The sequence below is a fragment of the Flavobacterium sp. genome, assembly GCF_024305175.1.
Classification (GTDB): domain Bacteria; phylum Bacteroidota; class Bacteroidia; order Flavobacteriales; family Flavobacteriaceae; genus Flavobacterium.
On sequence record NZ_JAMWYY010000009.1, the window covers coordinates 63,068 to 75,400 of the forward strand.

Genomic DNA, 12,333 nt, shown 5'->3' on the forward strand with positions numbered 1-12,333 from the left:
CGGACATTATGAATAAGTACAATATCAATAAAGGGATTGGAAGGACGGTGGAGTTCAAAGGGCTGAAGGCACAGTACCTTTTCATTTTTGCCGGTGGGCTGCTCGGCATACTGGTGCTGGTCATGATCCTCTACATTGCAGGGGTTAGTTCTTTCGGCTGCATTGGAGTCGGAGTCGGTGGAGCGTCACTGCTCGTTTGGCAAACCTTCGCCCTGAACAGGAAACATGGCGAGCATGGGCTTATGAAGCTAGCTGCCAGGAAACGGCACCCTAAGTATATTACCAGCGGCAGGAAGCCGGGCAGGTTTATCAGGTCCAACCCTAAAAAAGAGCAACCATGAGGAATACTTCGAAAAAAAGGACACTTGAAGAAAAGTTCCCGCTGCTGGCTGTCGAGGAGAACTGCATCCTGAGCAAGGATGCTGATATCACAGCCTGCTTTACGGTGCAGCTGCCGGAACTTTTTACAGTCGCCTCATCGGAATATGAGGCCATCCATGCCGCCTGGCATAAAGCGGTCAAGACACTGCCCGATTATTCGGTGGTGCACAAACAAGACTGGTTTATAAAGGAGAGCTACACACCCGACCTTGCAGAAGAAGGGCTAAGCTTTTTGGGCAGGTCGTACAAGCAGCATTTTAACGAGCGTCCGTTCCTGAACCATTACTGCTACCTGTTCCTGACCAAAACCACGAAGGAGCGCATGCGGATGCAGAGCAATTTCTCATCGCTGTGCCGTGGCAGGCTGGTCCCTAAAGAGGCCCGTGATAAAGAAACGGTGCACCAATTTATGGAAGCCGTAGCGCAATTTGAGCGTATTATTAACGATTCCGGGCTTGTCAGGATCACCAGGATGAGTGAAGAAGATATTGTAGGTACGGACGAACGACCGGGCTTGTTGGAACAATACCTGACCTTATCCACCGCAGAAGCCGAACCGTTGCAGGATATAGCGCTGCACGGGGAAGAGGTGCGTGTTGGCAACAAGAGGCTGTGTGTGCACACCTTATCGGATACTGATGACCTGCCGGGCAGCGTCAGTGCCGATACCAGGTTTGAAAAGCTCTCGACGGACCGCAGTGACTGCCGGCTGTCCGTTGCCGCGCCCGTCGGGCTGCTTTTGGGCTGCAACCATATCTACAACCAATATCTGTTTTTGGATAACAGCACCGACAACCTCCAGAAGTTTGAAAAGTCCGCCCGGAACATGCACTCCCTGGCGAGATACAGCCGCAGCAACCAGATCAATAAGGAATGGATTGAGCGCTACCTGAACGAAGCCCATTCGTTCGGACTTTCGAGCATCCGTGCCCATTTCAATGTGATGGCATGGTCAGATGACCCGGGGGAACTCAAGCAGCTCAAGAACGATACCGGGAGCGCGCTCGCTCTTATGGAATGCAAGCCCCGGCACAATACCACCGACGCGGCCACCTTGTATTGGGCTGGCATCCCCGGCAACGCGGGCGACTTCCCCAGCGAGGAAAGCTTCTATACTTTCATCGAACCCGCATTGTGCTTCTTTAGCCAGGAAACCAACTACAGGGATTCTCCGTCGCCTTTTGGATTGAAGATGGCTGACCGGCTGACCGGCAACCCGATCCACCTGGATATTTCCGACCTGCCGATGAAAAAAGGCGTTATTACCAACCGTAATAAATTCATACTGGGGCCTTCCGGCAGCGGAAAATCGTTTTTCACCAACCACATGGTGCGGCAGTATTATGAGCAGGGTGCCCACGTATTACTGGTTGATACCGGTAACAGTTACCAGGGCCTGTGTGAACTTATCCATGGGAAGACCAAGGGGTCGGATGGGGTGTATTTTACCTATACGGAAAATAACCCGATCGCCTTTAACCCCTTCTACACGGATGATGGCGTATTTGATATTGAGAAAAGGGAAAGCATTAAGACCCTGATCCTGACTTTATGGAAGCGGGATGACGAACCACCGACACGCTCGGAAGAGGTGGCGCTTTCCAACGCCGTAAGCGGTTATATCGGACGTATCAGTCAGCAGGAACACCCTTCTTTTAATGGCTTTTACGACTATGTGCGCAACGAGTACAAGGCGGTACTGGAGGACAAACAGGTCCGGGAGAAAGACTTTGACCTCGCCAATTTCCTGAATGTACTGGAGCCTTATTACAAGGGCGGCGAATACGATTACCTGCTTAATTCCGAAAAGCAGCTCGACCTGCTGTCGAAACGGTTTATCGTGTTCGAGATCGACGCCATCAAGGACCATAAGATACTGTTCCCGATCGTGACGATCATTATCATGGAAGTCTTCATCAACAAGATGCGAAGGCTCAAGGGCCAGCGCAAACTGATCCTGATCGAAGAAGCGTGGAAGGCCATTGCCAAGGAAGGCATGGCGGAATACATCAAGTACCTGTTCAAGACGGTCCGGAAATTCTTCGGCGAGGCCATCGTGGTGACGCAGGAAGTCGATGACATCATACAATCGCCGATAGTAAAGGAAAGCATCATCAACAATTCGGATTGTAAGATATTGCTGGACCAGCGCAAATACATGAACAAGTTTGATGACATCCAGGCCATGCTTGGGCTTACCGAGAAAGAAAAGGCGCAGGTGCTTTCCATTAACCTGAACAATGACCCGTCGAGGCTCTATAAAGAAGTGTGGATCGGCCTTGGGGGCACCCAGTCGGCGGTATATGCCACCGAGGTGAGCCTTGAGGAGTACCTCGCCTATACCACGGAGGAAAGCGAAAAGATGGAAGTGATGGAACTGGCCGCGGAATTAGGTGGCAACGTAGAGCTCGCCATCCGGCGTATCGCGGCACAGCGCCGAGAGACATAATTACAATAATTTAAAATCAATACTATGAAAAGAGCATTTTATTTGGTGTGGGCTGCCCTGTTGCTGGCAGCCGCACCGGCAAGGGCGCAATGGGTGGTAACCGATCCGGGCAACCTGGCGCAGAGCATTATCAACACCGCCGACCAGATCATTGAAGCCTCGGCAACGGCGAGTAACACGCTGGACAGCTTTAAGGAAGTAAAGAAAGTATATGAACAGGGCAAGGAATATTATGACGCCCTGAAAGCTGTCAACAACCTGGTCCGGGATGCGCGCAAGGTACAGCAGACGGTACTTCTGGTCGGGGATATTTCAGACATGTATGTCACGAATTTCGGGCATATGCTCAACGACCCGAACTTCAGCCCGCAGGAGCTCAGCGCTATCGCTTTTGGTTACTCCAGGCTGCTTAATGAAAGTACAGAGCTGCTCAATGAGCTGAGCCAAATTATCAATGCCTCGTCGCTTTCCCTTAATGATAAGGAGCGCATGGACATTATCGAGAGGGTATACAAGGAAGTACGTGACTATTACAACCTGGTGCGCTACTATACCCATAAGAACATCTCGGTCAGCTTCATAAGGGCCAAGAAGCGGAACGATACCCAGCGCGTATTGGAACTCTACGGAACCTCCGGCCAAAAATACTGGTAGGACATGGTGCTGCAAATTGAATTCACCAACCTGCACGAGATGCTGCGTGCGCTCTATGATGAGATGCTGCCCCTCTCGGCAGAGATGGCGGCTGTCGCCAAAGGGCTTGCCGGGCTGGGTGCGCTGTTCTACGTGGCATTGAAAGTCTGGCAGGCGCTCAGCCGTGCCGAACCGATCGATATGTTCCCGCTGCTCAGGCCTTTTGCCCTGGGATTGTGTATCATGTTTTTCCCCACTATGGTGCTGGGTACGATGAACGCGGTGCTGAGCCCGGTGGTTACCGGCACGCATGGCATACTGGAAGGACAGGTACTGGACCTCAATGCCCTGCAGGCGCAAAAGGACCAGCTGGAGCATGAGGCGATGATGCGCAACCCCGAGACGGCGTACCTGGTGTCCGACGAGGAGTTCGACCGGCAGCTCGAAGAACTGGGCTGGTCACCTTCGGACCTTGCTACCATGTCAGGGATGTACCTTGAGCGCGGGATGTACCAGCTGAAGCAGGATATACGCAATGCCTTCCGGGAACTGTTGGAAATTCTGTTTCAGGCAGCGGCACTGGTAATTGATACCATCAGGACATTCTTCCTGATTGTGCTGTCGATACTGGGGCCTATTTCGTTTGCCATTTCGGTTTGGGACGGCTTCCAGTCGACCCTGCACCAATGGCTCACGCGGTACATCAGCGTGTACCTGTGGCTTCCGGTTTCGGATTTGTTCAGCGCTATGCTTGCTAAGATACAATCCCTCATACTGGAGCGTGACATTGAACAGCTTTCCGACCCCACTTTTATTCCGGATACCTCCAATGCAGTGTATATCATTTTTATGATCATCGGCATTATCGGCTATTTTACCATTCCGACGGTAACCGGCTGGATCATACAGGCCGGCGGAGCGGGGAACTATACGCGGAATGTCAACCAGGCGACCCAGAAGGCGGGCAATATTGCAGGCGCAACCACGGGAGCTGCTACGGGAAATATCAGCGGGAGGCTTATGAACCACTAACTTTTAAAATGGAATTATGGAATTTAAAACCTTAAGGAACATAGAGAACAGCTTCCGACAGATCCGGCTGTATGCCATTATTTTCTCCACAGTCTGCCTGGGCATCACGAGCTATGCGGTCTGGGAGTCCTACCGCTTTGCCCGCGAGCAGCGTGAGAAGGTATATGTACTGGACCAGGGGAAGTCGCTGATGGTCGCCCTCTCGCAGGATGCAGCGGTGAACCGCCCGGTAGAGGCGCGTGAACACGTCAGGCGCTTCCACGAGCTTTTCTTTACCCTCGCACCGGATAAGGCTGCGATTGAGAGCAACATGCGAAGGGCGTTCAACCTCGCGGATAAAAGCGCCTTTAATTATTACAAGGACCTTGCAGAAAAGGGCTACTACAGCCGTATCATCTCGGGCAATGTACAGCAGCGTACCGAGGTGGACAGCGTGCAGTGTGACTTTGACCGCTACCCATACACGGTGCGGACCTATGCCAGGCAATACATCATCCGTTCCAGCAATGTTACGCGAAGAAGCCTTATAACCTCATGCCTGCTGGTTAATTCAGTACGATCCGATGAAAACCCGCAGGGCTTTACGATGGAGCAATTCCGCGTCTTGGAGAACAAGGATATGGAAGTTGTGGAACGCTAATAAGACAGCAATGAAAAAGCTTCAATTATCACTGAAACCATGGCTTGACAAATTGGACAGCCGTTGGAAGCAGCTGCCGCAGGAGCAAAGGAAGCGTGTGGTACTGTATAGTTTCGCAGGCTACCTGATCATCACGCTGGCAGTACTTATACAGGTTATCATGCAGGTCGGGCAACAAAGGGAAATGCCTGTTACGCACATCACGAACCCCTTAGCAAAGGGCATGGATAAGGGGACGGAAGTAAAAAACACGAAAGAACTTAAAAACGGAAACAATGAAAGAGAGTAAACAAGCAAAAAGCCGATTTTTGGATAGCGGCCAGCCTGCCGGAGAAGGGAATCAAAACAGGATAACTAAGGATAAGCTTAAAAAGCCACTGGTGTTCGGCGTAATGGCCATTCTATTTGTAGCCTGCCTGTATCTCATCTTCGGAGATTCTGAACAGGAAAACACAGAGGCTGTTGCGATCGGCATCAACGATGCGGTACCACAGGCCACGGAGGACGCGCTGCCCGGGGATAAGGGCAAAGCATACGAGCAGGAAATGCTCAGGGAAAAGGAAAAGGCAAAACGGGAAGCGCTGATGACCTTATCGGATTACTGGCACGCAGACAGCATTGCTAGTGCGGCTAAGCAGGCTGACCCTGAGGAAGCACCGGATGTTCCCACGCAGGGAAGGACAGCTAACCCTGCGTTGGGCAGCTATCAAAATATGCAACGTTCCCTAAGCAGCTTCTACAGGGGAAACCCGGAGCAGGAAGCCTTACGTAAGGAAAATGAAAAGCTCAGGGAGCAACTCGGGCAGCAAAGCCAGTCCCGCAACGGCTCGCTCGACCGGCTGCAACTCATGGAAAAATCGTACCAGATGGCAGCGAAATATTTCCCAGGAACAGGAGGAAGTAAAGACAGTGTCGGCAAAAAAGCCGAAGAGAAAGAAAACCGCAACTATCTGGAAGTGCTGCCGGCAAAGAAGGCTATAATATCCCGCCTCGTCCAAAATGTACCTGATTCCCTGGCGTTACAAAAAGCAGCCCGGGCAATGCAAAGTAATTTTTATAATGCTGGTAAAGCAGCCGCTATGGTACAGCCTGCCAATTCGCTCAGGGCCTGTGTGCACCAAACAGTAAAAATTACCGGCGAGGGCACCGTGCAGTTGCGCCTGTTGCAGCCTGCAAGGCTTGGAGGTGTCACGCTTCCCGCAGGGTATATCGTAACAGCCACAGCGAAATTCCAAACCAGCCGCCTGCAACTGCAGGTGGTATCCCTTGAAACAGACGGCAGGATCATACCGGTAGACCTCTCGGCCTATGACCTTGACGGGCAGAAAGGGCTTAACCTGCCGTACGCACCGGAAGTAACCGCAGTAAATGGCACACTTGCCAATATGGGCAATGCTGCCGGCGGAAGCTTCACGATCAACCGTAATGCCGGGCAGCAGCTCACTTCGGATGCCACAAGGGGGTTGCTACAGGGCATCTCAGGCTACTTTTCCAAAAGGGTAAAGCCCCAGAAGGCGAACCTTAATGCAGGCTACCAGGTGTTCCTTGTATCAAAAGAAAAATAACTAAAATAAAAATCCAATGAAAATACAACAGTTTACCATCGCAATGCTCGTACTGCTATGCGGTATCACATATAATACGCAGGCTCAGGTAAACCCTGATGAGGTAATTACCTTAGGAAAGGTGGAGCCCTATGCCATAGAAGTAACCTATGAAAAGACCACCCATATTATTTTTCCCTCCGGCATACGGTACGTGGATCTGGGCAGCGACAACATTGTCGCGGGGAAGGCAGAAGATGCTGATAATGTACTGCGCGTGAAAGCGGCAGTAGCAGGCTTTCAAACCGAAAGCAATTTCTCTGTTATCACTGAAGATGGGCAGTTCTACAGCTTTGACGTGTGCTATAGCGACCACCCGCTGATCCTGGGGCATAACCTTTCGAAAGGCATGCGGTCATCTTCAAGGAAAGAGGCTGCTGACATACGTTTTGAATCGCTCGGCACAACGCCGGCAACGCTGACAGGCTTATTAATGGAGGCACTCTATAACAAGAACGAAAAGCAGCTGAAAGTCAGATCGGAAGGCTATGGCATTACCCTTTCACTGCGGGGCATCTATATACATGGAGGAAAGTACTATTTACATATCCAGACCGAAAATACTACACATGTTCCCTTTACGCCGGATTTTATACGCTTCGCTATTGTTGACCGCAAGGTGGCCAAGCGCACCGTAGTCCAGAAACGTACCTTGGAACCGCTGCGTTTATACAAGCCACTGCTTACTGTTGAAGGCCACAGTAAAGAAAGGAATGTGTACCTGCTGGATGTCTTTACCTTAACCAAGAGGCAGGTACTGGAAATTGAACTGGTAGAGAAAAGCGGCGGCCGTGGGCAGCGGCTTAAAATAAGGAACTCGGACCTTTTAAAGGCAGAGCCCCTGACAAAGCTCCGGCTGAAATTCTGAGGCGGCAATCGCCGGTGAGGCATTGCACATTATGGCAAAGGTTGCTATCTTTGTGTACATATTGAAAATCTTAAAGTGTTTTTGCTTTAAGTCTCGACACTGAAAACTGGTAATTTTTAAGACTTCGAGGCTAAGTAGGGACGCTCATGCTACGGCGTGGGCGCTCGCTTATGCGAAGTCTAGGTATACCAGTGCCTCAGTGTCCGTAAGTGTGGTGGCCTGCGCCTATTTTTTTAGGCAGGGAAACAATCCGATCTGACTGCAGGGTCACACTTAAAAGTAGTTTCATCAAAATGGAATGACATGGTAAACCCTGACGCAAAACTCCAGATGCAGCTTTCAGAAAGCGACTTTCGTTTCAGTAAAAGAATGCTGAATTTTTTTTCCAATGTAGAGATCTATACCGTGAGGCAATTGACGGAAATCCCCCTTTCAAAATTTACATGCTTTAGAGGATTTAAAAATCAATGTATGGCTGAATTGATTGCATTCATAGAGTTTGAGCAGATCCAGAATTACTTTAACAAATGACACATTATAATTAATAATGCTTTACAAAGCCTTCAGATTAAGTAAGTATATGGTAGGGAAAGCTGCATTTCTAATATAAGTTCTCTTAATGTCAATTTTATCAATAGATTCTATATCCATCCCTCTTTAACGGATTTGGATCCAAGCTCGGCTAACGAAGAGCAACCTGATTTAAAGAAGATATGCTTGCGATGCGAATTTATGGTATGTACGGAGAGCGATAAGATTTCAGCTATTTCAGCTGTGCTTTTTCCAAAAAGTACAAGCTTTAATACTTCTTTTTCCCTGTTAGAAAATAGCTCTTTCCCAGGCAATAGAACAGCAGAATTGATAGGAACGTTATAGTAAGACGGTTCTCCATCCAATCCTAAAAAAGAAAGACCGGAACCATTATTGTCAGTTTTAAGATGTGTGATATCGGTATGTACTCCCAAAACACGTATGACTGATCCGTTTTCGTCGCTTTGTATAGTTACCACCTGCTGCAATAACCATTTGTAAGAGCCGTCAGTACAGCGTAGCCTGTAATCGTAGCTCACTTTGTATTTCAAAATTTTTTCGGCAGGAAGATTGTTAAAAAAATCAGTTACTGTATGCTCATAAGTTATAAAACGGGGTTTATCATCAGGATGTATATTGTCAAAAATCCAATCTACATTAAAAATATTGGTGGGATGACCCAATATGGCCGTAAACTGTTCGCTTGTGAATTCGATATTGGCTGTACCTGCATTAAATATATAGTAATAGTAGTTGCCGATGTGGAATAAATCCAACAGCTTTTTGTAAACTTCCAATTCAAAGGAGGAAGGCACGTCACCGTTATGATTTTTGGCAATCTGATGCCATGTCTTTTTCATCTCATCGAATTTAACGATTTCCATATTAACCAGATATAAGTCGTTAGCAAATTTCAAAAATACAAAAAACAAGAAAATCACTACCATTAGGGATTGTCAGTTTTTTCAGATTATTATAATTTTGATTATAAAATAACAACTTATTGTTGTGATATGATTAGTTACCGATAATCTCACAAAGCTTATAACCTGAATTATAGTAATTACATCAGTAAAGCATTAAGATAAGTAAATAAACAGAACAAACATTTATGAGAACAGTAAAATTTTTAGTCTTTTTGATAGTAATGTTGGTAATCTCCTGTTCCAAAGAAGAAACTGAGACAGCACTTACTGATATTAATGGTGGACAAATTTCACACTACCAACTCGTAACCGTCGATTTTGGCAGTAATACTTTACCAAACGACACCTATACAGGAACCTTCAATAATGAACCCATAACGTTATCAAAAATAGAAGAAAACAAATTACTCTTTTATGTGAAAGAAACCACTCCACTGGGTCAAACGCAATTGATTATTCCTTCTTTGAACAATACAAAAGTTACCTATGAAGTTGTTGAGGCTACTTTGACCCAATCTCCTGCTGCTACCCTGCAACCACTTATCGACTTTCAAGCCCAATATGGTGCTACACTAAGCAATGTTGAAGAAGACGCTCCTTTTTTGCAAAACCACAATGCTTTTACCCAGTATTTTGCTAATCTATCAGACGAAGACCGTATTAAAGCGGCTAAATTTTATAAGACAAATAAAGCCGTTTTTGATGCGGTATATAATACTAATTACGATAATGTACAAGGCAGGAATGCGAACGACACCCAGGCCGATTTTGATTTTCAATTGTATCGTTCTCTGATTTTGCGACACAAGTTAGCCGTTGTGGTGACAGTAATTGCGGGCACACTTGCTGCTACACCTCCTTATGAACCTATTGAGACCAGTATTTCAACTGCAGTGGCCTTAGCTGGTATTTATAAAGCTAGTAATTTCCATAAACAAATAATAGATGACGTCTTTAGAGTTGTACAAATAAAATTAGATGATACTTTTGGCTCTAACAACCGAACAGCTAATACAACAAACGCGACGTTATCATTAACAGACAACCAGGCAAAAACGCTACCATTTGCAGTAAATGCAAGGAGCTTTACCAATGCCGATGGTAATGTGCAAAAAGAATTTGTGCAAACGTATTTTACTGCTAAAAACAAATTAAATACATTCATTAACAAGTTAAATACCGCTATCGATTGGTTAAATAATAACATCTTTTTGTCCAGCTTAAGCACAATAAACACAATTGATGTACCTAATGATGCTGCTTTGGATCTATTTGAGGCTAATACCCAATTGATGCAAAATTTTACCTTTTCTGTAAATCATCCAAACCTATCTTTAGAAACGGCGACTTTGTCAAGTACCGGTCAACTTAATTTAAAAGTTAAAGTTACCGGCAACCCTACCGTTAGCTCCATAAGCAGCACATTAAACTATACGTATAACGATGATTTTAGCAGTTTTTCGGGGAGTTTTCCGATTGAGGTGAATGAGGTTTCAGCTTGCGAAAGCGTTACAGATATCGACGGTAATGTTTATGAATCAGTTACAATTGGAACTCAATGCTGGATGAAAAGTAACTTAAATGTTAGTCGTTACAGAAATGGTGATATTATCCCACAAGTAACAGACCCAGCGGTATGGAGCCAATTAACAACTGGTGCCTGGTGCTACTATGAGAATAATACTGCTAATGGGACTATCTATGGTAAATTATATAATTGGTATGCTATTACTGACCCGAGAGGACTTGCTCCAGAAGGATGGCATATACCTTTAAACAATGAGTGGGATATACTTAGTAACTATTTAGGTGGAGATAATATAGCAGGAGGGAAATTAAAAGCAACAACCAGTTGGAATTCACCAAACACAGGAGCGACAAACAGTAGTGGATTTAGTGCACTTGCAGGAGGCAGAAGAGGCTGGAGTGGAGATTTTAATGAAATTAACTACGGGGCCGATTTTGCCAATTCTGACTATATATGGTATAGATCTCTTTCTTATAATACATCAAATTTTGGTTTTGTTATAAATAACAATAGACTTGGACTTTATGTTCGTTGTGTAAAAGATTAAAAAATTTGTTAATTTAATTTAAAAACCATGAAAACAATCAAAATTCTATTCCTATTCGTAGCGATGCTAGTAGGTAGTGCAATTAATGCACAAAACAACTACAGCGAATGGCTATACCTTAGAGGAGATAAACCTGTACAATTTCGGTTAGAAAAAACAAAAGTTGAGGGCAACAAAGTATTCTACAAAATTCACTTACGTCTAAACAAAGAAGGCAGTGGCTATTGCACACACGAATTGTGCTACGGTTATGTCATTTATTTTCCTATTTATGAATACGATACCGATACTAAAACAGGAACATCAACCGATTTACATTTTAAAATACCTAAAGAGTTTACGGGAGAATACACCATTCCCACAGAATTTTATACTGTAAATAAAGCTGAATCCAATGGAGTAATCTCTTATTGGGATCATGATAAAAATTATCCTATGCAGAAAGTGATATCCAGTGGAGAAATCAGAAAGCAGCTCGAGTTTTTAAGTGGTTGTGTTGACACAAAAAGAGTAAACAAACCCTATGATGATCACTGCAATTTTAAAGGATTTAAAGAATCAGAAGCTATTGAAATTAAATAAACATTTGAATAGGTAACCAATGAAAACAATCAAAATGCTATTCCTATTCGTAGGGATGTTTGTAAGTGGTGTGGTTAGCGCGCAAACATTTAAAGCAAGTGACTTAGACGGACAATGGAAACGAAGTGACGGCATGATAGTAGATATCAAAGGAACGTCAACATTTGTAGAAGGTAGTGATGCCTTGGTAATAAATGTAGGAAATAGCGGTTGGCCTCAAAGCACCAGAATGGTAGCCTTTAAATTTCGAAATTTAAAATACCAAGGCGAAAACAAATGACAAGGCATTAATTATATGGACATGCCCCAAAGCAACTACAGAAAAGAAGACGGCAAAGTAAACATCGTGATGGCTGACGATAAAAAATCTTTTAGTGCTAACGGTACAACTTACACAAAGCAGTAACTTTTAACTACTAAAAACAGAAACAATGAAAACAACTATTAAAAAATCAATCGCCTTGCTCGTTTTTTGCTTTACAGCAATGGCTTTTAACGATGTAAAGGCACAAACAGAACCCACTTTTGAACAAACAGTTGATTATATTATTAAAAACACAAAAGGTAGGGTTATGTATCCTGGGGCTTTAGATTCATATAGTAGAGTAAAAG

General features: G+C 45.4%; 14 protein-coding genes. 12 read left to right on the plus strand and 2 right to left on the minus strand.

All coding sequences use genetic code 11. From position 1 onward, the window contains the following. Positions 1-8 precede the first annotated feature (8 nt). The 8 genes from Q0K96_RS03810 to traN are packed head-to-tail and all read left to right on the plus strand — an operon-like array spanning position 9 to position 7,607. On the plus strand, positions 9-341 hold the full coding sequence (locus tag Q0K96_RS03810; protein WP_297332679.1) for a DUF4133 domain-containing protein: 333 nt from the start codon (positions 9-11) through the stop codon (positions 339-341). Further along, positions 338-2,830, plus strand: coding sequence for a TraG family conjugative transposon ATPase (locus tag Q0K96_RS03815; RefSeq protein ID WP_297332680.1), 2,493 nt, complete (start codon positions 338-340; stop codon positions 2,828-2,830). The genes Q0K96_RS03810 and Q0K96_RS03815 overlap by 4 nt, the downstream gene beginning before the upstream one ends. 24 nt (positions 2,831-2,854) lie before the next feature. Then, positions 2,855-3,484, plus strand: coding sequence for a DUF4141 domain-containing protein (locus Q0K96_RS03820; RefSeq protein ID WP_297332681.1), 630 nt, complete (start codon positions 2,855-2,857; stop codon positions 3,482-3,484). A 15-nt stretch (positions 3,485-3,499) separates the two neighbouring features. Further along, positions 3,500-4,495, plus strand: coding sequence for a conjugative transposon protein TraJ (gene traJ / locus Q0K96_RS03825; RefSeq protein WP_297332695.1), 996 nt, complete (start codon positions 3,500-3,502; stop codon positions 4,493-4,495). A 16-nt stretch (positions 4,496-4,511) separates the two neighbouring features. Continuing rightward, positions 4,512-5,135, plus strand: coding sequence for a conjugative transposon protein TraK (traK, locus tag Q0K96_RS03830; protein WP_297332682.1), 624 nt, complete (start codon positions 4,512-4,514; stop codon positions 5,133-5,135). A 10-nt stretch (positions 5,136-5,145) separates the two neighbouring features. Further along, complete coding sequence (locus tag Q0K96_RS03835; RefSeq protein ID WP_297332683.1) at positions 5,146-5,424, plus strand: nitrogen regulatory IIA protein; 279 nt, start codon at positions 5,146-5,148, stop codon at positions 5,422-5,424. Next, positions 5,411-6,700: a conjugative transposon protein TraM gene (traM, locus tag Q0K96_RS03840; RefSeq protein ID WP_297332684.1), complete on the plus strand. Its 1,290-nt coding sequence runs from the start codon at positions 5,411-5,413 to the stop codon at positions 6,698-6,700. Before Q0K96_RS03835 ends, traM begins: the two co-directional genes overlap by 14 nt. A 16-nt stretch (positions 6,701-6,716) precedes the next feature. Next, the gene (gene traN / locus Q0K96_RS03845) at positions 6,717-7,607 is read left to right on the plus strand and encodes a conjugative transposon protein TraN (RefSeq protein WP_297332685.1); all 891 of its coding nucleotides are present in this window, start codon (positions 6,717-6,719) and stop codon (positions 7,605-7,607) included. A 233-nt stretch (positions 7,608-7,840) separates the two neighbouring features. On the opposite strand, the gene Q0K96_RS03850 is transcribed toward traN, so the two are convergent. Further along, entirely contained in the window at positions 7,841-7,996 is a 156-nt protein-coding gene (locus Q0K96_RS03850; RefSeq protein WP_297332686.1) for a hypothetical protein, read from the minus strand. 252 nt (positions 7,997-8,248) lie between these two features. After that, positions 8,249-9,085 (minus strand): LuxR C-terminal-related transcriptional regulator, encoded by an 837-nt coding sequence (locus Q0K96_RS03855; RefSeq protein ID WP_297332687.1) that lies wholly within the window; start codon positions 9,083-9,085, stop codon positions 8,249-8,251. 164 nt (positions 9,086-9,249) lie between these two features. On the opposite strand from Q0K96_RS03855, the gene Q0K96_RS03860 reads away from it, so the two are divergent. The 4 genes from Q0K96_RS03860 to Q0K96_RS03875 form a co-directional block, all read left to right on the plus strand. After that, entirely contained in the window at positions 9,250-11,139 is a 1,890-nt protein-coding gene (locus Q0K96_RS03860; protein WP_297332688.1) for a fibrobacter succinogenes major paralogous domain-containing protein, read from the plus strand. Positions 11,140-11,166: 27 nt separating this feature from the next. Then, positions 11,167-11,721, plus strand: coding sequence for a hypothetical protein (locus Q0K96_RS03865; RefSeq protein WP_297332689.1), 555 nt, complete (start codon positions 11,167-11,169; stop codon positions 11,719-11,721). A 19-nt stretch (positions 11,722-11,740) separates the two neighbouring features. Continuing rightward, positions 11,741-12,001: a hypothetical protein gene (locus tag Q0K96_RS03870; protein ID WP_297332690.1), complete on the plus strand. Its 261-nt coding sequence runs from the start codon at positions 11,741-11,743 to the stop codon at positions 11,999-12,001. Between the two features lie 151 nt (positions 12,002-12,152). Beyond that, positions 12,153-12,333 (plus strand): hypothetical protein (locus Q0K96_RS03875; RefSeq protein ID WP_297332691.1); only part of this gene is annotated, 181 nt, incomplete at its 3' end.

What these genes read in the sequence shown, in the direction of transcription:
- Q0K96_RS03810 (WP_297332679.1), top strand. Translation starts at nt 9, where the DNA reads ATGAATAAGTACAATATCAATAAAGGGATTGGAAGGACGGTGGAGTTC.
- Q0K96_RS03815 (WP_297332680.1), top strand. Translation starts at nt 338, where the DNA reads ATGAGGAATACTTCGAAAAAAAGGACACTTGAAGAAAAGTTCCCGCTG.
- Q0K96_RS03820 (WP_297332681.1), top strand. Translation starts at nt 2,855, where the DNA reads ATGAAAAGAGCATTTTATTTGGTGTGGGCTGCCCTGTTGCTGGCAGCC.
- traK (WP_297332682.1), top strand. Translation starts at nt 4,512, where the DNA reads ATGGAATTTAAAACCTTAAGGAACATAGAGAACAGCTTCCGACAGATC.
- Q0K96_RS03835 (WP_297332683.1), top strand. Translation starts at nt 5,146, where the DNA reads ATGAAAAAGCTTCAATTATCACTGAAACCATGGCTTGACAAATTGGAC.
- traM (WP_297332684.1), top strand. Translation starts at nt 5,411, where the DNA reads ATGAAAGAGAGTAAACAAGCAAAAAGCCGATTTTTGGATAGCGGCCAG.
- traN (WP_297332685.1), top strand. Translation starts at nt 6,717, where the DNA reads ATGAAAATACAACAGTTTACCATCGCAATGCTCGTACTGCTATGCGGT.
- Q0K96_RS03855 (WP_297332687.1), bottom strand. Translation starts at nt 9,085, where the DNA reads ATGGTAGTGATTTTCTTGTTTTTTGTATTTTTGAAATTTGCTAACGAC.
- Q0K96_RS03860 (WP_297332688.1), top strand. Translation starts at nt 9,250, where the DNA reads ATGAGAACAGTAAAATTTTTAGTCTTTTTGATAGTAATGTTGGTAATC.
- Q0K96_RS03865 (WP_297332689.1), top strand. Translation starts at nt 11,167, where the DNA reads ATGAAAACAATCAAAATTCTATTCCTATTCGTAGCGATGCTAGTAGGT.
- Q0K96_RS03870 (WP_297332690.1), top strand. Translation starts at nt 11,741, where the DNA reads ATGAAAACAATCAAAATGCTATTCCTATTCGTAGGGATGTTTGTAAGT.